This is a genomic window from Paeniglutamicibacter sp. NPDC091659 (assembly GCF_044756805.1).
In the GTDB taxonomy this organism is placed as follows: Bacteria; Actinomycetota; Actinomycetes; order Actinomycetales; family Micrococcaceae; genus Paeniglutamicibacter.
In genome coordinates this window covers 421,917-441,938 of record NZ_JBIVTO010000002.1, presented here as the reverse complement: position 1 = coordinate 441,938, position 20,022 = coordinate 421,917, and the positions used below count along the sequence as shown (strand labels likewise).

The following is a 20,022-nucleotide window of genomic DNA, read 5'->3' as shown; positions in this document are numbered from 1 at the left end:
GGTAAGCAAGTTGAGGGGGCACAACGGGTGCCCAAGCCCGGTCCTGCCCCCGGGCCCGCTCCGCCAAGCGGAACGGGCCCGAGGGAAGGATCGGAAGGCCACTTAGGCCTGTGCGCCCGCGATGAAGGTCACTGCATCCGCAACGGTCTTCAGGTTCTTGACCTCTTCGTCCGGGATCTTCACGTCGAACTTCTCTTCGGCGTTGACCACGATGGTCATCATCGAGATGGAGTCGATATCCAGGTCCTCGGTGAAGGACTTGTCCATTTCGACTGCCTCGGTGGCCAGGCCGGTCTCTTCGTTGACGATCTCGGCCAAGCCGGCCAGAATCTCTTCGTTGCTAGCCATGATGGCTCCTTTTCTGTTTTTGCCGGGCAATGCCCGACGACTGTTCAAACCGCTTGGTGCGGTCCGGATTATGGGTTGTATCCCTGAGTGTTAAGCCTAGGGCAGGACAACGACCTGTGCGCCAAAGACAAGCCCGGCGCCAAACCCGATCTGCAGCGCCAGTCCGCCGGAGAGCTCCGGGTTATCCTTGAGCATGCGGTCCATGGCCATCGGGATCGATGCCGCGGAGGTGTTGCCGGCCTCGGCGATGTCGCGGGCGACAACCACCGACTCGGGAAGCTTCAGCTGCTTGACCATCTCGTCGATGATGCGCATGTTCGCCTGGTGGGGGATGAATGCGGCAAGGTCGGCGGAAGTGATTCCGGCCCTTTCGAGGGCCAGCTTGGCCATCTTCGCCATTTCCCAGACCGCCCAGCGGAAGACCGTCTGGCCGTCCTGGCGCAGCGTCGGCCACAGCTGGGCCTCGGTGCTTGCCACCAGGGCGGTGCCCTCCGGGGAGGACTCGGCGGCGAGCACCGCGTCGCGCAGGTCAAGCTGCGAGTGGGTCATGCCTATGGCCGACCACTTCGATCCGTCCGAGCCCCACACCGACGGGGAGATGCCCGTGGTGTCCGAGGGGCCGATGATGACGGCGCCGGCGCCGTCGCCCAGCAGGAAGGAGATGGTGCGCTCGTGGTTGTCGATGTAGTCCGAAAGCTTTTCGGCGCCGACGACCAGCACGTACTCGGCCATGCCCGAGCGGACCAGGGCGTCGCCCTGGGCCACGCCGTAGCAGTAGCCGGCGCAGGCTGCGGAGATGTCGAAGGCCGGGGCCGGGGTGGCTCCGATGCGGTCGGCCAGTGCGGCGGCCGCCGACGGGGTGGCGTGCGGGAAGGTCACCGTGGAGACGATGACGGCGCCCAGCTGGCTCGCCTCGATGCCCGCGGAGGCGAGCGCGGCGCGGGCCGCGCCTTCCGCCATGTCCAGCAGCGAGGTGTTTTCGTCGGCGCGGGCGCGCGTCACGATGCCGGTGCGCTGCTGGATCCACTCGTCGGAGGAGTCGATCCACTGGCAGACGTCTTCGTTGGTAACGATGACATCCGGGCGGAAGGAGCCTACGCCGTGGATCCGGCTGAACTCGCGCGTGGGCGTCTGGTTCATCACTGCGGTCATGTTTGGTGCTCTTCCTTAGGCTTGGGTGTGTTCGGCGACGAAGGCGCGTGCGGCCTCGAGGTCTTCGGGGGACTTCAGCGCGAGGGTGGGAACGCCCTTGAGGCCGCGGCGGGCCAACCCCACGAGGGTTCCGGCCGGCGGCAGTTCCAGGATGCCGGTGACGCCGAGGGCTGCAAGCTGCTCCATGCACAGGTCCCAGCGGACCGGGCGGGACACCTGGGCGACCAGGGAGGCCAAGTTGTCCTGGCCGCCGGCCACGGCGTTGCCGTCGTAGTTGGACAGCAGCGTGGTGGACGGGTTGTTGGCGGTGAGCGATGCGGAAAGCTCTTCGAGGACGGCAACGGCCGGGGCCATGTGGTGCGTGTGGAACGCGCCGGCGACCTTCAGCGGGATGACTCGGGCCTTGGCCGGCGGATTGGCCGCGAAGGCCTCGATCTGCTCGATCGTGCCTGCGGCCACGATCTGGCCGCCGCCGTTGGCGTTGGCCGGGGTGAGTCCCGCCGCGACGATGGCTGCGTTGACTTCCTCGGCGTCGCCGCCGAGGACAGCTGCCATGCCGGTGGGAGTAGCCGCGGCGGCAAGCGCCATGGCGTTGGCGCGTTCGCGCACGAAGACCATCGCATCGTTTTCGCTCAGCGCGCCGGCAAGGGCCGTTGCGGTGATCTCGCCGACGGAGTGGCCGGCAAGCACGGTGTTGGCCGGGAGGGCCTCGCCGAAGAGCGCGCGGGCCGCAATGAGCCCGGCGGCCACGATCAGCGGCTGCGCGACGGCGGTGTCCTTGATGGTTTCCTCGTCGGATACCGTTCCGTGGGCCGTGAGGTCACGACCGGTGATGGCGGAAAGTCCCGCGAGATGTTCGGAGACACCCGCGACTTCCAGCCATGGGGAAAGGAATCCGGGGGTCTGAGAGCCCTGTCCTGGGCACACGATTGCTAGCACTACTCCAGCTTTCCAAAGAAGTCATTCACTGCGGCTGTTTTCGCACACCGACTTGGCGGCGTGCTTTTGTAGGAATCCTACAGGATTCAGTGGGCGGTCCGCGGCATGGATTGCCGCGTTTCGGGCGGGTGTTCGATCGTTTCGGCATCCAGCCGGCCGACCACCAGCGCGGTCTGCAGCACGAACGCCTCGCGCGGAACCAGCGGATCCCAGCCCGTCACGTCGCACACGCGCTTGAGCCGGTAGCGCACGGTGTTCGCGTGAACGAACAGCTCGCGGGCCGTGCCCTCGAGCGAATGCCCCAGCGAAAGATAGCTGGAGAGCGTCTCGACCAGGCCGTTCCCTGCCTTCAGCAGCGGGTCGTAGATGCCCGTGACCAGTGCGTGGCGCGCCTCGGTGTCGTTGTTCATCACGCGTTCGGGCCACAGGTCGTCGGCGGCCACGGGGCGCGGGGCCAGCGGCCAGGCCTTGGCCGCGGCGATCGCCGCGAAGGCGGCCTGGGCGCAGGAGGGGGCTTCCTTCAGGGTGGGCGCCAGCGGGCTGTAGACCACGTGGCCCTCGCCGAAAAAGGAGGCCAGCCGGTCCAGCCCGGTACGGTCGGCGCCCACGCCGCCAAGCATCAGGATCGCCCGTTCGCCGTGCACGCCTACCAGCGAATCCCGCGAATAGCGGGCCGCGGCCCGGCGCAGTTCGCTGACAAAACCCACCTGCGAGGAGGCCGGCGTGGCGCCGATCATGATCATGATGTTCTCGTTGGACTTCCACCCCACCGCGGCAATGCGGGAACGCAGAGAGTCCTGGCTTTCGCCTCGCATGACCGCGTCGACGACCAGGGCCTCCAGCCTCGAGTCCCAGGCGCCGCGGGTTTCCGCGGCGCGGGCGTAGACGTCGGCTGCGGCGAATGCCACCTCGCGCGAGTAGCGCAGGACCGCCTCGCGAAGCTGGGTGTGTTCGGCCTCCGGGGCGATGTCCGGCACCTGGGATTCGACGACCTCGACGATGGTGCGGATCAGCTGCAACGCCTTTTGCAGGCTGATGGAGCGGGTCAGCTCTGTCGGCGCGGCGCCGAACACGTCGTTGATGACCCACTGCGGGGAGGTGGTGGGGCGCTCGTACCAGGAGACGAACGAGGCGATGCCCTTTTGGGCGACGAGCCCGAGTGCGGCGCGTTCCTCGGGGCGCAGCCCGCGGTACCAGGGCAGCGACTGGTCGAGGTGCTTGAGCGCAACCGTGGATAGCACCCCCAGGTGCTGTTTGAGCCGTTTGAGGGTTTCGGGGCTGGCCTTGGCTTGGCGGAACGGCCTGATCCGCTGGCCCAGATTCGCCGCTTGCTCGTCACTCATGAATACGAGCATACGCACCACATGGCCGCTGGCACTATTTTGTAGTGTTCACACAAAGACCGCGGTGCTCCACGTGCCGGCAAAAGGGTGAGGTCGGAATTTCGGGCACAAGACCGCAGTGGCAAGGTGACGGGCACGAAAAAGACGGTGGCGCCGGTTCCCCGTGGGGATCCGGCGCCACCGTCTGCCGTGGTGCTATGCCTTAGGCTTCGCCACCGGCGTTTCCGCTGGTGCCGGCGTTGACGTCGTTCAGCTGGTACTTGGCGAATGCGGCGGCCGGCGCCGAGGCGTCGACCTCCCCGCGCTTGGCCAGCATCTGCAGCGTGCGAACAACCACCGAGTGTGCGTCGATCTTGAAGAAGCGGCGCGCGGCGGCGCGGGTGTCGGAGAAGCCGAACCCGTCGGCGCCCAGGGTCGCGAACTCGTTCGGCACGAACTGGCGGATCTGGTCCGGCACGGCCTTCATGTAGTCGGTCACCGCAACAACCGGGCCGGTGGCGCCGGCAAGCTGCTGGGCGACGAACGGAATGCGAGGCTCGGCGGCCGGATCGAGGAAGGAAGCTTCCTCGCACTCCAGGCCGTCGCGGCGCAGCTCGTTCCACGAGGTCACCGACCAGACGTCGGCCGATACGCCCCAGTCCTCGGCGAGCATGCGCTGGGCCGCGATGGTCCACGGCACAGCCACGCCGGAGGCGAGAAGCTGGGCGCGCGGGCCGTCGATCTTGGCCGGGGAGGCCAGGTAGATGCCGCGCTTGACACCCTCGACGTCCAGGTCCTCGGGTTCCTTCGGCTGCTGGTACGGCTCGTTGTAGAGCGTGATGTAGTACATCACGTTCGGGTCCTCGTGCTTGCCGCCATACATGCGCTCCAAGCCATCACGCATGATGTGGCCGATCTCGTACCCGTAGGCCGGGTCGTAGGTGAGCACCGCGGGGTTGGTGGCCGCGAGGATCGGGGAGTGGCCGTCCGCGTGCTGCAGGCCCTCGCCGGTCAGCGTGGTGCGCCCGGCGGTGGCGCCCATGATGAACCCGCGGGTCATCTGGTCGGCGGCCGCCCAGAAGGCATCGCCGGTGCGCTGGAAGCCGAACATCGAGTAGAACACGTAGATCGGGATCAGCGGCTCGTCGTGGGTGGCGTAGGAGGTGCCCGCGGCGGTGAACGCCGCGACGGCGCCGGCCTCGTTGATGCCCGGGTGGATCAGCTGCCCGGCCGGGGATTCCTTGTACGCCAGGACCAGTTCGCGGTCCACGGACAGGTAGTTCTGCCCGGCCGGGTTGTAGATCTTCGCGGTCGGGAAGAAGGCATCCATGCCGAAGGTGCGCGACTCGTCGGGCACGATCGGGACCACGCGCTTGCCGAAGTCCTTGTCGCGCATCAGGTCCTTGAGCAGGCGCACGAACGCCATGGTGGTGGCGGCCTGCTGCTTGCCCGACCCACGCGAGGCGGTGTCGTAGGCCTTGTCCTCCGGGAGGTGGATCTCCTTGGACTTCGTGCGGCGCGACGGCACGGCGCCGCCGAGGGCGGCGCGGCGTTCCATCATGTACTTGAACTCCGCCGAGTCATCCGCCGGGCGGTAGTACGGCGGCAGGTACGGGTCGGCCTCCAGCTGCTCGTCGGTGATCGGGATGCGCAGGTGGTCGCGGAAGCCCTTGAGGTCCTCCAGGGTCATTTTCTTCATCTGGTGCGTCGCGTTGCGCGCCTCGAAGTGCGGGCCCAGGCCGTAGCCCTTGACCGTCTTGGTCAGGATGACCGTCGGCTTGCCCTTGAACTCGGTGGCGGCCTTGTAGGCGGCGTAGACCTTGTGGTAGTCGTGGCCGCCGCGCTTGAGGTTCCAGATGTCCTCGTCGGTGAGGTCGGCGACCATTTCCTTGGTTTCCGGGGACTTGCCGAAGAAGTGCTCGCGCACGAACGCGCCGTTCTCGGCCTTGTAGGTCTGGTAGTCCCCGTCCGGGGTCTGGTTCATGATGTCAACCAGGGCGTTGCCGGCGTCCTTCTCGAGCAGGGCGTCCCACTCGCGGCCCCAGACGACCTTGATGACGTTCCAGCCCGCGCCGCGGAAGAACGCCTCAAGCTCCTGCATGATCTTGCCGTTGCCGCGCACCGGGCCGTCGAGGCGCTGCAGGTTGCAGTTGACCACGAAGGTGAGGTTGTCGAGCTTTTCGTTGGCCGCCAGCTGCAGCAGGCCGCGGGATTCGGGCTCGTCCATTTCGCCGTCGCCCAGGAAGGCCCAGACGTGCTGGTCGGAGGTGTCCTTGATGCCGCGGTTCTGCAGGTAGCGGTTGGACTGCGCCTGGTAGATCGCGTTCATCGGGCCGATGCCCATGGACACGGTCGGGAACTCCCAGAAGTCCGGCAGGGAGCGCGGGTGCGGGTAGGAGGGCAGGGCGTGGCCCTGGCGGGACTTTTCCTGGCGGAAGCCGTCCATGTCCTCCTCGGAGAGGCGGCCCTCCATGAAGGCGCGGGCGTACATGCCCGGCGAGGCATGGCCCTGGAAGAAGACCTGGTCGCCGCCTCCGGGGTGGTTCTTGCCGCGGAAGAAGTGGTTGAAGCCCACCTCGTACAGGGTGGCGGCGCCGGCGTAGGTGGAGATGTGTCCGCCGACCCCGACGCCGGGGCGCTGGCCGCGGTGGACCATGACGGCGGCGTTCCAGCGCATGTAGGCGCGGTAGCGGCGTTCGACTTGCTCGTCGCCCGGGAACTCTGGTTCCTGGTCCACGGGAATCGTGTTCACGTAGTCCGTGGTGGTGACCATGGGAACGCCCACGGACTTTGCGCCGGCGCGCTGCAGCAGCGAACGAACAATGTACTGGGCGCGTTCGGTGCCCTGCGTCTCAACCAGATCGTCGAAGGACTCAAGCCATTCGGCGGTCTCCTCCGGATCCCGATCCGGCAACTGGCTAGTCAAGCCGCTACGGATGTGAGAGATATGTTCCTCTACAGCCACGTCCATCTTCTCCTCGTTATGGGGTACAGCGGGGGCTGTGTGTTGAATGAAAGTTTCGTATTCAACACACAGTGGCGTTGCAAACGCCAAAGTTTGTGGCCCGTTCCCCAAGGGTGGTTGGTCGCGGACCTTCGATAACACTCTAGTGCTCGACGGTGCTCAACCTGTACCTGCGTTGCATCCGAGAAATTCGTTAATGGTGCTCAGAGGGGGTCTCGGACGGTGAAAGTGGGTCGAAGTCGTCACTATTTCGGCGTGTTGGAGGCTCTGCGCTTGATGGGAGCGCAAAAAGGGTGTTTGGTTGTACCAGACGCTTGAACACCAGCAGGAGGAGTGACGTGAGCGACGCCGCACCGGCAAAGCACGAAGCCGCACAGAAAATGGGCTTCAAAGATGGGGACCTGATTCAGGAACTCGGATACGACGACGATGTGGACTTTGACCTCCGCGATTCCCTAGAGGAAACGGTGGGCTCCGAGCTACTTACTGAAGAAGATCACGAGGTAGTAGACGGAATCGTCTACTGGTGGCGTGCCGACGACGGGGATCTTGTTGATGCCCTTGTCGATTCGCTGGTCAGCCTGGATGAGAAGGGTGTTGTGTGGCTGTTGACCCCAAAGTCGGGGCGCGACGGCTATGTGACACCTGCATCAATCCAAGAGGATGCGCCAACCGCGGGACTTCATGTGACAAATACCGAGGGTGTTTCCGAGGACTGGTCGGCAACCCGACTTGTTGCGCGCCGCAAAAACTAGGGCGTTGGAAACATCACAATCGGTTTCCGGGAATGACCACCCGGCGCCGGGGGCCGGTGAGACGGCCCCGGGCTTCGCCTTGCCCAATCAACACGGGGAACTCATCGAGTCCCGTGCTTTGGGGGAGCAAGCCTACTTTTTAGTCTTTTACCCGTTCGCGTTTTCCGCGGTTTGTGGGTCTGAGCTTGAAGAGCTCGAAAAAGTACGAAATGAATTCACCGCCCGGGGTGTTCGCATCCTGGGCGTATCCGTGGATCACAAGTTCGCTTTGCGAACCTACGCAGACCAATCCCGTTTTGGGTTTGACCTGTTGGCCGATTTTTGGCCGCACGGCGCCGTTGCAACACGCTTCGGGGCCTTCGATTTCGAGTCAGGCGCGGCAACGCGTCACACGTTCCTCATCCGTGGAACACACGTGGTTGATTCCTTTAGTTCACCCATCCATCAGGCGCGCGCCATCGTGCGCTACAGAGAGGCGATTGACCTACTCACCTAGTGGTTGTCGAAGATCACATTGCGTCGATTCGACAACTGGGGTGGGTCATCCGCTAAGTTAGATACTTGTCACGAACACTTCGAACGGAAGTAATTCCGTTCGAACCAGTAGTGTCGAGGAGGGCCTTTAGCTCAGCTGGTAGAGCGTCACGTTTACACCGTGAATGTCATCGGTTCGATCCCGGTAGGGCCCACCAAATTAGACCCGCAGTTCCCCACGGTTGCACCAACGGGAACTGCGGGTTTTTGCGTTCCGTGATGCGGCCCGACCGTCGGCGGCGAGTTGCAAGACCCGGTTGCCAGGCGGGAATGAACCGTCGAGAGAACGGTTCAAGGCTTTTCATAAGGTTGGGCCGGGAAGATCATTCCACGGCTGAACCAAGGACCCCCGAGCCGGCACCAGGCCTGCGATGGCCTATCCGGGGGGCCACAGGAAAAGTCGACAGGCTCGAGCTCCGGGTTCCCCATCCGTCAGTTTCGGGCCGAGGCCGCACCAATTTTTGCGGCACAGGCGAGGGTCTTGGCTTCCCCCCAGGTCAGGACCCTCGTTGACGTTCCCGACTGTCGCTTGGGCCGATTCCGGAAATCCCCTAAATTGAGGGGTGCCGTCACCCCTGTATTGGGCTTTTGGGGCGAACAAACTCCGGGAAACATGGGTCATGTCATATTTGGGGAGTCACTCGATTGGGGAGTTTCGACGTGAAGATCATCAATGGGGAATTCGGGGACGGATCTGCAGCGGGGCCTCGGATGGATGTCAAAATCCTGGGCGCTCTTCGTATCTGCCGCGGCAATGAGGTGTTGAACGCCCAGCAACTGGGAGGGCCAAAGTCTCGGCAGATCCTGGAAATCCTGCTCATGCACCTGGGGACTCCCGTCTCGAAGAGCATGCTAGTCGACCTGTTGTGGGATGGCGCGGCTCCGGCGGCAGCCGTATCGACGCTTGAGTCGTATGTTTCGGTGCTTCGCCGCTGCCTGCAGCCAGGCGAAGGCAAGAGCGGGGTGTTGAAGACCACGACAGGGGGCTACCTGTTGGAACAAGAAATGATCGACCTTGACCTTGCACGCTTTGACGCGCTGCTTGGCCGGGCTGAGCATTCCGGGGCCCAGCAGGCATACGCCTTTTTGCAGGAGGCGCTGGAAATGGCAAATGAACCGCTGCTGGGCAATGAATTGCTGCCCGAATGGGCGGAAACCGAACGGTGCGTGCACGCGGCTCGGGTGGCCGCCGCCAGGGTTCAGGCGGCGGAGGCGGCTTTGGAGCTGGGGCTGTCGTCCGATGCAGTCCGTTTGGCGCAACGAGTCCTGGACGCCGATGCGCTGAACGAACCCGCGTGGACGTGCTTGATCTTGGGCATGGAACAAGGCGGAAACCCGGTGCAGGGCCTGCAGGCATTTGAACGTTGCCGCCGGATCCTGGACCAGGAAATGGGCTGCCGGCCGGGGCCAGTTCTGCAGAGCGCGCAGGCACGCATGTTGTTCGACACCTCGGCGGAAAACGACGATTTCGGTCAAGCAATCCGCGCTCTTCTGGCTATCCAAGGATCGCTTACGGGCAAGAATCGCATGGCGCTTACCTGGGAGGTGCCCTCGGCCGCCCAGCAGGAATTCAGCGTTCAAGAAGCCGGGACGATCGTCGCGGGGTACGTGCAACGCGCCTTGGTCCAGGTCGTGGTCTGAACGGGAAAGACGGAATCCTCCATGCTCTTGCAACGGGTGAGACCCATCTTGAACGCCCGAGGCGGCTGTGGCGGAAGCGCCGGTGGAACCCATGGATGCTGAGCCGGGGAAGCAAGACGCACCGATCTCGAGGTTCGTGGTGATCGACGACCATCGGACCTTTGCCGGCCTCCTGTCGGCAGCTTTGGACCGCCAGCAGGACCTGAAGTGCGTGGGCACTGCACATTCCGTGAACGACGGCGTCGAGCTTTGTGCCGGGACCGTGCCGGACATGGTGGTGTTGGACTACCGGTTGCCCGATGGCAGCGGATTGCATGCGGCGGAGCGACTCCTTGCACACGACCCGCGTATCCGCATCGCAATGCTCACCGGCGATCCCACGAGGCATGCCATCCAACGTGCGGCTTCCATCGGAGTCTGCGGCTTCATGCCCAAGGACGGTGCGCTGGGCAGCCTGTTGGAGGTGCTGCGGACGATGCGCAGCGGAGGGTTCGTGGTGGCTCCCGAACTGCGCTCCCGCCCGCACGCCCGGCCAGGACAAGGATCCCCGGGGCCCAATGCCGGGCATGCGTGAATTTGGTGCGTTTCGGAGTGCGTCCGACGGACGCGATGTCGCCGGCAACGCGAAGTCCGTTTCGGAACCCGCCCAGCTCGTGGCTGACCCGCGGGCGATCGGCCTAGAATCCAGCCACTTCCTCCACTGAATAGTCAGCCGCGCGGATTTGCGCGCGGCGCTGCTCGATGGCTGCGAGCTCCACCAGGCCCCGGACCCGGTGACCGCCGTCGGCGATTGGCGGTTGCAGGGCATCGGGGGAATCCACGTGTCTGACTCCATGGGAATGATGTCATGGATGCGTGCCAATCCTCCCGTCACGGAAGCGACGGCTCCCATTGCGTCCCTAACGCTGGCCGGTGGCCGGTGGCCGGTGGTTCACTGGAAGTGTGTAAGCTCGATCACGGTTTGGGTGTCCATATAGTGAGATGCATTGAATCCGTATTTTGAGATATGACAACATTGGCAGTCGATTTGCCGGAATACCTTGAGGAGCAAAAATGTCACCAGCGCCCACAGAAGCGACAATGGCTGAAATCACCAAGTTGATCGGCTTTGACACCACCAGCCGGGACAGCAACCTTCCCCTGATCGACTACGTAGTGGAGCGGCTTGAGGCCCTGGGCATCGACTCGACCCTGGTGCGCAACAACGAAGGCAACAAAGCCAACCTCCTGGCGACCATCCCGGCCGCGGACGGCACCCGCACCGGCGGCATCGTGCTTTCGGGACACACCGACGTGGTCCCGGTCGACGGGCAGGTCTGGAGCAGCGACCCGTTCACCCCGGAGATCCGCGACGGCAAGCTCTACGCCCGCGGCACCAGCGACATGAAGTCTTTCATCGCGGTCATCATGGCCAAGCTGGAGGCGATCGCCGCGGCGAAACTGAACGAGCCTATCCACCTGGCCTTCTCCTACGACGAGGAAGTCGGCTGCCTCGGGGCCGTCGACCTCGTCGCAGCCATCACGGCAGCCGGCCTGGCCCCGCGCGGATGCATCGTGGGGGAGCCGACCAGCATGCGCGTGGTCCGCGGCCACAAGTCCGTCAACGTGATCCGCGTGGAATTCCACGGCGTGGCGGCCCACTCTTCGCTGACCACCCAGGGTGTCAACGCGATTTCGGCCGCGGCGGAATTCACCCGCGTCGTCGACTCGATGGCGCAGGGCTTCCGGCAGGACGGCCCGTTCGATGAGGCCTTCATCGTTCCCTACACCACCACCACGGTGAACAAGATCGACGGCGGCATCGCGGTCAACACCATCCCTGCGGAATGCACCCTGCACTTCGAGTTCCGTTCGATCGCCGCCGACGACCCGACCGAGGTCATTGAGCGCTTCCGCGCTGAGGCGCTGCGCATCGAGGAGTCCATGCGCGAGCAGAACAAGGACGTCCGCGTCGATTTCGCCGTGCTGGCCCAGACCCCGGGCCTGGACACGCCAGAGGACGCCGGGGTCGTCGCACTGGCCGCCGAGCTGGGTGGCATCCCCAGCCCCGACAAGGCAACCTACGGCACCGAGGCCGGCATGTTCTTCAACGCAGGAATCCCCACCGTTGTTTGCGGCCCCGGCGACATCGCCCAGGCCCATGCCCCGGACGAGTTCATCGAACTGGAGCAGATCGCAGCATGCGAGGCGTTCATCGAGAACCTCCTGGCCAAGGTGGGCTCCTGAGCTCCAGCGATACATTACCCGCACCTGATACACCCAAGGGGAACAACATGGCTGACGCAATGACCGTCACCCCGCAGCAGCTGGCCTCTGCCAAGAAGGCGGTGATCAGCAGCTCTATCGGCGCCGCCCTGGAATGGTTCGACATCATTGTCTAAGCGACCTTCGCCGTGGTCATCGCCAAGAACTTCTATCCCGAATCCGATGGCACGTTCGCGCTGATCCTCACCTTCGCGACCTTCGCGATTTCGTACCTGATCCGCCCGCTCGGCGGCATGGTGCTCGGCAGCTACGCGGACCGCAAGGGGCGGAAGAACGCACTGACGCTGACCCTCATGCTGATGGTACTCGGCACCCTGATTATGGCCCTGGCGCAGACCTACGCCCAGGTTGGCGTGTGGGGAGCGGTGATCATCCTGACCTCCCGCCTGGTCCAGGGTTTCTCCGCAGGCGGCGAGTTCGGCACCGCCACGGCGTTCCTGATCGAGACGGCACCGCACCGGAAGGCGTTCTATTCATCCTGGCAGGTTGCCGCCCAGGGCGCCTCGATGCTGCTGGCCTCCCCCTTCGGCTTCGCGTTGACCCAATGGCTTTCGGAAGAGGCGCTGTACAGCTGGGGCTGGCGGGTGCCGTTCTTCGTCGGCTTGCTGATCGGTCCGGTTGGCCTCTACATCCGCGCCAAGCTCGATGAAACCGAGGAATTCATCAACGGTGAGAAGGAGCACGCGCCGTTGAAGGTGCCGCTGGTCAACCACTACGGCCGCCTGCTTGCAGGTTCCGCAGTCATTGGCGTGGCCATCATCTCCGTCTACATGATTCTGTACATGCCGACGTTTGCGGTGAAGAACCTGCATATTCCGGCCGCCGCGGCATTCCTCGGCGGTGTTGTTGCTGGCCTTATCACGCTGATTGGTGTTCAGTTCGTGGGCCACCTGGCAGACCGTGTGTGCCCGCCAAGGTCATGACCTACGCGGCCATCGCCGCGCTCCTGCTGGCCTGGCCGCTGCTCCAGCTCATGGTCACCAACCCGACGATTCCGACGCTGATCATCGTCATTGCCCTGTTGGGTGTGCTTATGGCGTTCTACTTCGGTCCGCTCCCGGCGCTGCTCTCGTCGCTGTTCCCGGCGTCGATTCGTGGCACGGGTCTGGCCGTGACCTACAACTTCGGGGTCACCTTGCTCGGCGGCATCGCGCCGCTGGTGCTGACTTGGTTGCGGAGCGTCACGGGATCGCTGAATGCGCCAAGCTTCTACTACATGGCGATCGCCGTGATTTCGCTCGTCGGCTTGTACTTCGTGCGCACGCGATACAACCAGCGATAGCGGCAGCGGGGCGGGGCTGGTGGGTGGATCTCGGAGACGCACCGCCCCGTCAACTACCGGTTGGGCGACCCCTTCCTGGTCGTGCCATGAGGACGACCACAGCGGCTAAGACAAATTCGACTGTGCGCTTGCCCCAGCGCACGTGAACCCAAGGCAGCCCGATCGGATGGAATCCGGTCGGGCTGCTGCTTTTTGGACCTTTGGCCCGGCTGGCAGACCATCAGGATCACACCCCGAATGGCATCGCTTCGATTTCGCAGGTTCCGTCGGGTGGAGCCCGCAGCTTCCGACGGAACCTGCGGAAATCCGAAGCTTTTCACAACCTTTGGGGTAGATGATATTCATACGGTTTAGCCACGGTCAAAGGCCGATGCAGACGTCCATCAGGCTTCGAGGTGAACCGCTTGCTCGGCGCACCGGTTGTCCAAATCGGGTCCTCGAGCCTGTACCGCACAAATTCTGCGGTGCCATCGAGGGTCCCGCTTCCCCCAAGCCGGGCCCTCGATGCATTTCATCGTTCGAGGCTTTCCCGGGATTGCTGGTGATCCTTGTCGACGGCGACAGGCGAGACGTCCGGCAAACCACGTAACACATCATTCAAATTGTGATCTCTTCGTGGTTGACACCCCTTTTTTCGGGGGGCCGCGGCCCCCCTCGATAGCGGCTTATGCCGGCTGCCCGAAGACTGAAGTATGGGGTTTGTCAGTAAATTGGGGATAAGCACTTGGGGAGCAACAAAGTGAATGCCACTGATGTAATCGCGGTAGGGGACTGTGCCGGTGGGCGTGTAAGCGCCAAGGTGCTTGGAACATTGCAAATCCGTCGTGGAGCAGAAGTGCTTAGCGCCCAGCAACTTGGTGGGCCGAAATCGCGGCAAATTCTTGAGATTCTCTTGCTTCACCTGGGCTCGGCGGTTTCAAAAGGAACACTCATCGACATGCTGTGGATGGATTCGGCGCCTTCGACCGCTGTGGCAACCCTTGAATCATATGTTTCGGTGTTGCGGCGATGTCTGCAGCCGGGCGAGGGCAAGCGCGGAGTGCTGAAGACCGCCACAGGAGGGTACCTTCTCGATGCGGAGCTCATTGATCTGGATTTGGCCCACTTCGACTCGCTGTTGACCCGCGCTGAACAAGCCACGGGGCAGCAGGCCGCGGCTTTGTTGCGGCAGGCGCTGGCCTTGTCCGGTGAGCCGCTGCTGGGCCACGAGCTCCTGCCGGAATGGGCAGAAGCCGAACGCACCCTGCATGCTGCCAGGGTCATGGCTGCCAGGGTGCTGGCCGCCGAAACGGCACTGGGACTGGGGCAGCTAAGCGAGGCTATAAGCCTGGCCCAGCAAGTGGTGGACGTTGACCCGCTCAACGAACCCGCTTGGTCGGTGCTGATCCTTGGAATGGAGCGAAGCAGACAACCGCTGCGGGGGCTGCAGGCCTTCGATCAATGCCGCCGGGTCATGGACAGCGAGTTGGGGTGCCAACCCGGGGAGCTGCTGCAGCAGGCGCAACGTCGAATGTTGCAGGAAACTTCGTCGTCGAACGATGACTTTGCCCTAGTGATCAGGGCTTTGCTGGCACTTGAGTGTGCCAATGGCGGTGTGGCCGGGTTGCCGGCGGATCAGTTAGGCGCCCCCAGCGACGGGAAAATCACTTTGTGCGAAGCGGGCACCATCGTGCGTGGTTATGTTGAGCGCATGATGACGGCTGCCGCTGTCTAATCGCCACGAATTAGACCAAACCATGACAGGGCAGGGCGTTTCCGCCTTGCCAATGCGTAAAGTCATCGCAATACTGGCCTTTAGGCCGAATCTGGTACCCGATGTTTGGGATCGTTTCTTGGGAAAGTGCCGGGGGGAATCATGAATTCCATGTCTGGGGACAAAGGAATTGCAGTATCTAGAATTGTCGTGATTGACGATCACGCCACATTTGCTGATTTGCTGTCGGGAGCACTGAATCGAGAGACGGACCTGCAATGTGTAGGTACGGCCAACACGGTTGAGGCGGGGGTTGCTCTTTGCCGCGAACTTGAGCCGGATTTGGTGGTGATCGACTACCGGCTGCCGGACGGAGACGGGCTTCAGGGATCTGAACGGATCCTTAAGGTGATGCCGTCGGTTCGTATCGTGATGCTTACCGGCGACCCGACTTCCCAAGCGATGCAACGGGCGGCTTCCCTTGGGGTGTGCGGTTTCCTGCCGAAGGACGGGGCGCTGTCCGTAGTTTTGGAAGTCTTGCGCACGGCACGGCAGGGCGGCTTCATAGTCGGTCCGGCACTCATGTCCGAGATGTTGAAGCCCCGCCAACCGGAGCCTTCCGTGAACCCCGGCATGACTGCGCGGGAGCTGGAAGTGTTGCAGTTGATGAGCCAGGGCTTTGACGTGGTGGCCAATGCCCGGACATTGGCAATCAGTGCCCACACATGTCGCGGGTATGTGAAGTCGATTTTGAGTAAACTCAATGCCCATTCCCAACTTGAGGCCGTTGCCACGGCCACCAGGTTGGGGCTCGTGGGTGAAGGCATCAAATGATTGGCTTGCGACGACGCACCAGGCCCTCCAGTATCATGCTGCGCGAGGAGGGCTCGGCCGTACGCTCGGCAATCGTCAGGTTCCTGCTCACTGGTTTGGTGGTTCTCCTGGCAGTATCCATTCCCGCTACCTTATGGGTGCGAAGCGTTGCCCAGGAACTGGCGAAGGAAGAAGTCCTTGAGCTCACGCAACGATTGGCGGACTACGCAATCGGGCCCGTCCTCGGTGCTGAACTGTCTGCAGGGGATAAATCCGTGGTGGACCAGGTCGATGCCCGGATGTCCCCGTGGACGTCCGATGAAATGATCCTGCGCACCAAGGTCTGGAATGCCGACGGAACGATCCTTTACTCGGATCTGGCCGAGCTCATTGGAAAAACTTTCCCGCTTGAGCCGTGGGCCGAGGAATTGCTCGCCGGGGGACCGGGTGTGGTCAGCCTGGGGCCACAGGAAGAGGGCGAGAATATCTACGAAGCGGGCGGCGAGGACCTGGTCGAGGTCTACGTAGCGTCAGGTGTCGGCACGGATACCCCCCTGATCTTCGAAATGTACTTTCACGCCGATGTAGTGCGTTTGCCAGAAAAGCATATGCTCCTTGGCATGATCCCGGTGTTTTTGGTGGCATTGGGCGTGCTGCAGGCTGCGCAGCTCATTCCCGGCATAGCGCTGGCAAAACGGGTGCAACGATATCAACGGGCTCGTCGCGCACTGCTGCAGCAGGCCATCGAAGCGGGTGAGCAGGAACGGGCCAGGCTCGCCCGGGATTTGCACGACGACATCATCCAGGACCTGGCCGGGTTGGCCTACGTTTTGGATCCCACACCGCCCGCCGGTGGAGCCGATTCGCCCAGTGAGATATTGCAGGGGAGTATTCGCAAGCTGCGTGATGTAACCAGCGAACTATATTCCACGCCGGTGAATGCGGCAGAACTGCCGGCGGCACTGTCCGTGCTGGTTGAACGCACACGAAGCAAGGGGATCCGTATGCGGGTCGACATTGACGAACCGGTCGCATTGGAGGACGGCCAGGCGACAATGCTCTACCGGGTCGGGCGCGAAGCCTTGGTGAACATCATGAAACACGCCGAGGCAAAGAACGTGCAGCTGAGCCTGAAACCCGAGGGTGAGTTCCGGACCCTGCGCATCACGGATGACGGCAGCGGGTTCGATGTGCTCAATGGCAACGAAGAATCGCATTTCGGGCTGCGCATGATGTCGGATGCCGCAGAATTGGTTGGTGCCCGGCTGGAAATCGTCAGCACCCTGGGCGGTGGAACCAGCCTCTCTGTCACCACCGGCGGCCGTCAGTAGCATTACGGTTGTCGGTTTGAACCTCAACATGCCAAGATTGCCGTTCCCGTTTATGGCGGGGGGCGTCCCAAATCCAGGGGTAGCAAGCGTCTGGTGGAAAGGTCCTGCAAAGTCTGTGTATTTCGGCATGCTGGACGGCGTTTCAAAGGGGCCTTGGGCAGTTCGATGCATGCCGATTTGCCAAGTCAGTGTTGTGTGTACTAAATTATCTACTTGTCGCAACGAAGTGATTCGAAAGTATTCGAAGAAAAAGTTGTTTCAGGGCCTTTAGCTCAGCTGGTAGAGCGTCACGTTTACACCGTGAATGTCATCGGTTCGATCCCGGTAGGGCCCACCACTGAAAAAGCTCCGTTGTCCAGATGAAAATCTGGACAACGGAGCTTTTTCGTTTTGCACCCCGGTGCCAATGTGCGACTACGACGCGGAGGTGGGTACGACTCGGCCCAAGCAACGACCCCGAGGCCGGAACCGTGCCACTAGCCCTTGGCACTATTGGCCGGTGATGTCCTTGGCCGCATCTTTTACGTGTTCGCCGGCTTGCTTGACCTTGGCCTCGGCCTGATCCTTGAGCCCTTCCGCCCGGAGCTTTTCGTTGTCGGTCGCGTCGCCCAACTTCTCCTTGGCCTGTCCGGCGAATTCCTGTGCCTTGTTGCTGATCTTGTCTGCGAGTCCCATGCGGGCTCTCCCTTCGTTGATCTTGCCTGGATTTCCCACGCTATGAGGCCAACCATGGCGTTGGCTGGGCGGATCCGCTGAATCCGAGATGTGTATTGCCTGAGGCCAGCGCTGGAGGGCGTTTGGATCCCCGCGTTGACGCGGATTCCGGGATGCCGAAAATTGTCGAAAAGCGGCGCGGAAAAGTGTGGTTGACACCTCACGGATGGAGTTCTAGGCTGTATAAATCTGATTTATCACGAAACTATGTGATTTATGTCAGATATTAATTTGAGAGCCACGATGGAGTGATGATGACCAACCCTGCCTACCCACCCATGATCGTTATGGGTGTTTCCGGTTGCGGAAAGTCGACTGTCGGACAGAAGCTTGCCTCCCAGCTCGGCTTGGCCTTCATCGATGGCGACGACCTGCACCCAAAGTCCAACAAGGACAAAATGGCTGCAGGCCAGCCTCTCAACGACGACGATCGTCGCCCCTGGCTCGAGACGATCGGTGAGGCCCTGGCCACCAGCGTCGCGGCCGGAATTCCTGCCATCATTGCCTGCTCGGCACTCAAGCGCAGTTACCGGGATCTCCTTCGTTCCCGCGAACCAGGCACCGTTTTCGTGCACTTGAGTGGATCTCCTGAATTGATCCAGAACCGTCTTGACGAGCGCAGCCACGAATACATGCCCCCGACGCTCCTGGCCTCGCAGCTCAACACCCTTGAGGCGATTGCATCCGACGAGGCGGCAGTGGAAGTGGATGTCTCACTCACGCCGGACGAAATAGTCGCCGCAGTGGCGCTTCACCTGGGCTCCGTTTAACCCACAAGTTTGAGGGCATTCCCGCCCGACCCCCACCACATCACATCTCATGAGGACAACGATGACCGACGAGTTAGTCATGAACTGGACGCTGGGTGCCCCCGCGCTCCTGGCAATCGCAGCAGGCGCAATCCTGCTGCTCCTGCTGCTGATCATCAAGTGGCGGATCCATGCCTTCGTGGCATTGGTCGTCATTTCGCTGCTGACCGCCGTCGCCACCGGCATCCCGGTCGGCTCGATCGTGCCCACGCTGACCGGCGGCTTCGGCGGCACATTGGCCTCCGTCGCGCTGCTGGTCGGCCTTGGTGCGATGCTGGGCCGCATGCTTGAAACCAGTGGCGGCGCAGAGATCCTCACCAACGCGCTGATCAGCAAGTTCGGCGAGAAGCGTGCACCCTTGGCGTTGTCCGTCGCTTCGCTGCTCTTCGGCTTCCCGATCTTCTTCGACGCCGGCCTTGTGGTCATGCTGCCGATCATCTTCACCGTGGCACGCCGCCTGGGCGGCTCCTTCCTCGGCTACGCCTTCCCGGCCGCCACGGCCTTCTCCGTCATGCACATCTTCGTGCCGCCGCACCCGGGTCCGGTTGCCGCCTCCGGCCTGCTTGAGGCCAACGTCGGACTGGTGCTGCTGCTCGGCCTCGTCGTGGCGCTCCCGACCTGGTACTTCGTCGGCCACCTCTTCGGCAAGTACGTGGGACGCAAGTACAACATCGCCATCCCGGACATCCTGGACGGCAGCGAACAGGAACAGCACGACTTCGCCTCCACGCCGTCACTGCGCACCGTGGTGACCCTGCTGCTGCTGCCGCTGATCCTGATCTTCATGAACACCGGCCTGAACGCGCTGGCCACCGCCGGCATCGTCGACAAGAACGAAACCTGGGTGCAGATCCTGCGTCTGCTGGGCGAAACCCCGATCGCGCTGCTGATCACCGTGCTGCTGGCCATGTACCTGCTGGGCTACAAGCAGAACAAGGACAAGACGCTCATCGAGGCCGTCACCGATTCCGCGCTCGGCCCGGTCTGCTCAATCATCCTGATCACCGGCGCCGGCGGCATGTTCGGTGCCGTGCTGCGCGCCAGCGGCATCGGCGACGCCGTCGCCAGCTCGCTGGAAGCCGTCGGCCTGCCGATCATCGTGGCCGGCTTCATCATCGCCGCCGTGGTCCGCGTGGCACAGGGTTCGGCAACCGTCGCCCTGACCACGGCCGCAGCGATCGTCCAGCCTGTGGTCGTCGGCAACGCCGACTTCAACTCGATCGAGGTCGTGGCCATCGTGCTGGCACTGGCAGCGGGCTCGGTGTTCGCCGGCCACGTCAACGACTCCGGTTTCTGGCTGGTCTCGCGCTTCTTCGGCATGGACGTGAAGACCACGCTGAAGGTGTGGACCGTGGGCCAGGCCCTGGTCGGCATCTGCGGCTTCATCATCGCCCTGGGCATCTTCGCCGTTGCCGGCGCCGTAGCCTAGCCAAACCAACCGAGAGCACAGGAGAAAGTC

The 20,022-nt window shown here is 63.0% G+C and carries 19 protein-coding genes, 2 tRNA genes and 1 pseudogene; 15 read left to right on the top strand and 7 right to left on the bottom strand.

Going from position 1 to position 20,022, the window contains the following annotated elements:
- Positions 1–102: 102 nt before the first annotated feature.
- From ACIQLF_RS06980 to aceE, 5 genes are all read right to left on the bottom strand, one after another.
- A complete protein-coding gene (locus ACIQLF_RS06980; protein ID WP_400296032.1) occupies positions 103–348 on the bottom strand; it encodes an acyl carrier protein in 246 nt (81 codons plus the stop codon).
- A gap of 96 nt (positions 349–444) precedes the next feature.
- On the bottom strand, positions 445–1,500 hold the full coding sequence (locus ACIQLF_RS06975; protein ID WP_400296029.1) for a beta-ketoacyl-ACP synthase III: 1,056 nt from the start codon (positions 1,498–1,500) through the stop codon (positions 445–447).
- Between the two features lie 15 nt (positions 1,501–1,515).
- Complete coding sequence (locus tag ACIQLF_RS06970; RefSeq protein ID WP_400296026.1) at positions 1,516–2,439, bottom strand: ACP S-malonyltransferase; 924 nt, start codon at positions 2,437–2,439, stop codon at positions 1,516–1,518.
- Between the two features lie 86 nt (positions 2,440–2,525).
- Positions 2,526–3,782 carry a PucR family transcriptional regulator gene (locus ACIQLF_RS06965; protein ID WP_400296024.1) on the bottom strand — a complete coding sequence of 419 codons (1,257 nt, stop codon included), beginning with the start codon at positions 3,780–3,782 and terminating at the stop codon, positions 2,526–2,528.
- 202 nt (positions 3,783–3,984) lie between these two features.
- On the bottom strand, positions 3,985–6,732 hold the full coding sequence (gene aceE / locus ACIQLF_RS06960; RefSeq protein WP_400296021.1) for a pyruvate dehydrogenase (acetyl-transferring), homodimeric type: 2,748 nt from the start codon (positions 6,730–6,732) through the stop codon (positions 3,985–3,987).
- Positions 6,733–7,064: 332 nt separating this feature from the next.
- Between aceE and ACIQLF_RS06955 the strand changes: the two genes are divergently transcribed.
- From ACIQLF_RS06955 to ACIQLF_RS06930, 6 genes and pseudogenes are all read left to right on the top strand, one after another.
- Positions 7,065–7,481 (top strand): DUF3052 domain-containing protein, encoded by a 417-nt coding sequence (locus tag ACIQLF_RS06955; protein ID WP_400296019.1) that lies wholly within the window; start codon positions 7,065–7,067, stop codon positions 7,479–7,481.
- 4 nt (positions 7,482–7,485) lie between these two features.
- Positions 7,486–7,977, top strand: a complete 492-nt coding sequence (locus ACIQLF_RS06950) for a redoxin domain-containing protein (protein WP_400296016.1) — start codon at positions 7,486–7,488, stop codon at positions 7,975–7,977.
- Between the two features lie 120 nt (positions 7,978–8,097).
- Positions 8,098–8,173, top strand: a tRNA-Val gene (locus ACIQLF_RS06945).
- A 553-nt stretch (positions 8,174–8,726) separates the two neighbouring features.
- Positions 8,727–8,996 (top strand): annotated as a pseudogene (locus tag ACIQLF_RS06940) (winged helix-turn-helix domain-containing protein); the annotation flags it as partial.
- Positions 8,997–9,020: 24 nt separating this feature from the next.
- Positions 9,021–9,656 (top strand): bacterial transcriptional activator domain-containing protein, encoded by a 636-nt coding sequence (locus tag ACIQLF_RS06935; protein ID WP_400296405.1) that lies wholly within the window; start codon positions 9,021–9,023, stop codon positions 9,654–9,656.
- Between the two features lie 91 nt (positions 9,657–9,747).
- A complete protein-coding gene (locus tag ACIQLF_RS06930) occupies positions 9,748–10,230 on the top strand; it encodes a response regulator transcription factor (protein ID WP_400296014.1) in 483 nt (160 codons plus the stop codon).
- A 103-nt stretch (positions 10,231–10,333) separates the two neighbouring features.
- Here the strand turns inward: ACIQLF_RS06930 and ACIQLF_RS06925 are convergent, their stop codons facing one another.
- Positions 10,334–10,477, bottom strand: a complete 144-nt coding sequence (locus tag ACIQLF_RS06925) for a hypothetical protein (RefSeq protein WP_400296011.1) — start codon at positions 10,475–10,477, stop codon at positions 10,334–10,336.
- A 259-nt stretch (positions 10,478–10,736) separates the two neighbouring features.
- Here ACIQLF_RS06925 and argE point away from each other — a divergent pair, with 259 nt between their 5' ends.
- The 7 genes from argE to ACIQLF_RS06890 all read left to right on the top strand — a co-directional run bounded on the left by argE (position 10,737) and on the right by ACIQLF_RS06890 (position 17,377).
- Positions 10,737–11,882 carry an acetylornithine deacetylase gene (argE, locus tag ACIQLF_RS06920; protein WP_400296008.1) on the top strand — a complete coding sequence of 382 codons (1,146 nt, stop codon included), beginning with the start codon at positions 10,737–10,739 and terminating at the stop codon, positions 11,880–11,882.
- A gap of 167 nt (positions 11,883–12,049) precedes the next feature.
- Positions 12,050–12,844, top strand: coding sequence for an MFS transporter (locus ACIQLF_RS06915; RefSeq protein WP_400296005.1), 795 nt, complete (start codon positions 12,050–12,052; stop codon positions 12,842–12,844).
- Positions 12,841–13,203, top strand: coding sequence for a hypothetical protein (locus ACIQLF_RS06910; RefSeq protein ID WP_400296002.1), 363 nt, complete (start codon positions 12,841–12,843; stop codon positions 13,201–13,203). The genes ACIQLF_RS06915 and ACIQLF_RS06910 overlap by 4 nt, the downstream gene beginning before the upstream one ends.
- A gap of 739 nt (positions 13,204–13,942) precedes the next feature.
- A complete protein-coding gene (locus tag ACIQLF_RS06905; protein ID WP_400295999.1) occupies positions 13,943–14,917 on the top strand; it encodes a BTAD domain-containing putative transcriptional regulator in 975 nt (324 codons plus the stop codon).
- Between the two features lie 150 nt (positions 14,918–15,067).
- Entirely contained in the window at positions 15,068–15,730 is a 663-nt protein-coding gene (locus ACIQLF_RS06900) for a response regulator (protein ID WP_400295996.1), read from the top strand.
- Positions 15,731–15,765: 35 nt separating this feature from the next.
- Positions 15,766–17,040 carry a sensor histidine kinase gene (locus tag ACIQLF_RS06895; RefSeq protein ID WP_400295993.1) on the top strand — a complete coding sequence of 425 codons (1,275 nt, stop codon included), beginning with the start codon at positions 15,766–15,768 and terminating at the stop codon, positions 17,038–17,040.
- Positions 17,041–17,301: 261 nt separating this feature from the next.
- Positions 17,302–17,377 (top strand) — tRNA-Val (locus ACIQLF_RS06890).
- A gap of 152 nt (positions 17,378–17,529) precedes the next feature.
- Here the strand turns inward: ACIQLF_RS06890 and ACIQLF_RS06885 are convergent.
- A complete protein-coding gene (locus tag ACIQLF_RS06885) occupies positions 17,530–17,715 on the bottom strand; it encodes a CsbD family protein (RefSeq protein WP_400295990.1) in 186 nt (61 codons plus the stop codon).
- A gap of 290 nt (positions 17,716–18,005) precedes the next feature.
- Between ACIQLF_RS06885 and ACIQLF_RS06880 the strand changes: the two genes are divergently transcribed.
- Both ACIQLF_RS06880 and ACIQLF_RS06875 read left to right on the top strand, forming a co-directional pair.
- On the top strand, positions 18,006–18,524 hold the full coding sequence (locus ACIQLF_RS06880; protein WP_400295988.1) for a gluconokinase: 519 nt from the start codon (positions 18,006–18,008) through the stop codon (positions 18,522–18,524).
- A gap of 61 nt (positions 18,525–18,585) precedes the next feature.
- Positions 18,586–19,992, top strand: a complete 1,407-nt coding sequence (locus tag ACIQLF_RS06875) for a GntP family permease (protein ID WP_400295985.1) — start codon at positions 18,586–18,588, stop codon at positions 19,990–19,992.
- Positions 19,993–20,022 lie beyond the last annotated feature (30 nt).

What these genes read in the sequence shown, in the direction of transcription:
- ACIQLF_RS06980 (WP_400296032.1), bottom strand. Translation starts at nt 348, where the DNA reads ATGGCTAGCAACGAAGAGATTCTGGCCGGCTTGGCCGAGATCGTCAAC.
- ACIQLF_RS06975 (WP_400296029.1), bottom strand. Translation starts at nt 1,500, where the DNA reads ATGACCGCAGTGATGAACCAGACGCCCACGCGCGAGTTCAGCCGGATC.
- ACIQLF_RS06965 (WP_400296024.1), bottom strand. Translation starts at nt 3,782, where the DNA reads ATGAGTGACGAGCAAGCGGCGAATCTGGGCCAGCGGATCAGGCCGTTC.
- aceE (WP_400296021.1), bottom strand. Translation starts at nt 6,732, where the DNA reads ATGGACGTGGCTGTAGAGGAACATATCTCTCACATCCGTAGCGGCTTG.
- ACIQLF_RS06935 (WP_400296405.1), top strand. Translation starts at nt 9,021, where the DNA reads ATGATCGACCTTGACCTTGCACGCTTTGACGCGCTGCTTGGCCGGGCT.
- ACIQLF_RS06930 (WP_400296014.1), top strand. Translation starts at nt 9,748, where the DNA reads ATGGATGCTGAGCCGGGGAAGCAAGACGCACCGATCTCGAGGTTCGTG.
- argE (WP_400296008.1), top strand. Translation starts at nt 10,737, where the DNA reads ATGGCTGAAATCACCAAGTTGATCGGCTTTGACACCACCAGCCGGGAC.
- ACIQLF_RS06910 (WP_400296002.1), top strand. Translation starts at nt 12,841, where the DNA reads ATGACCTACGCGGCCATCGCCGCGCTCCTGCTGGCCTGGCCGCTGCTC.
- ACIQLF_RS06900 (WP_400295996.1), top strand. Translation starts at nt 15,068, where the DNA reads ATGTCTGGGGACAAAGGAATTGCAGTATCTAGAATTGTCGTGATTGAC.
- ACIQLF_RS06895 (WP_400295993.1), top strand. Translation starts at nt 15,766, where the DNA reads ATGCTGCGCGAGGAGGGCTCGGCCGTACGCTCGGCAATCGTCAGGTTC.
- ACIQLF_RS06885 (WP_400295990.1), bottom strand. Translation starts at nt 17,715, where the DNA reads ATGGGACTCGCAGACAAGATCAGCAACAAGGCACAGGAATTCGCCGGA.
- ACIQLF_RS06880 (WP_400295988.1), top strand. Translation starts at nt 18,006, where the DNA reads ATGATGACCAACCCTGCCTACCCACCCATGATCGTTATGGGTGTTTCC.
- ACIQLF_RS06875 (WP_400295985.1), top strand. Translation starts at nt 18,586, where the DNA reads ATGACCGACGAGTTAGTCATGAACTGGACGCTGGGTGCCCCCGCGCTC.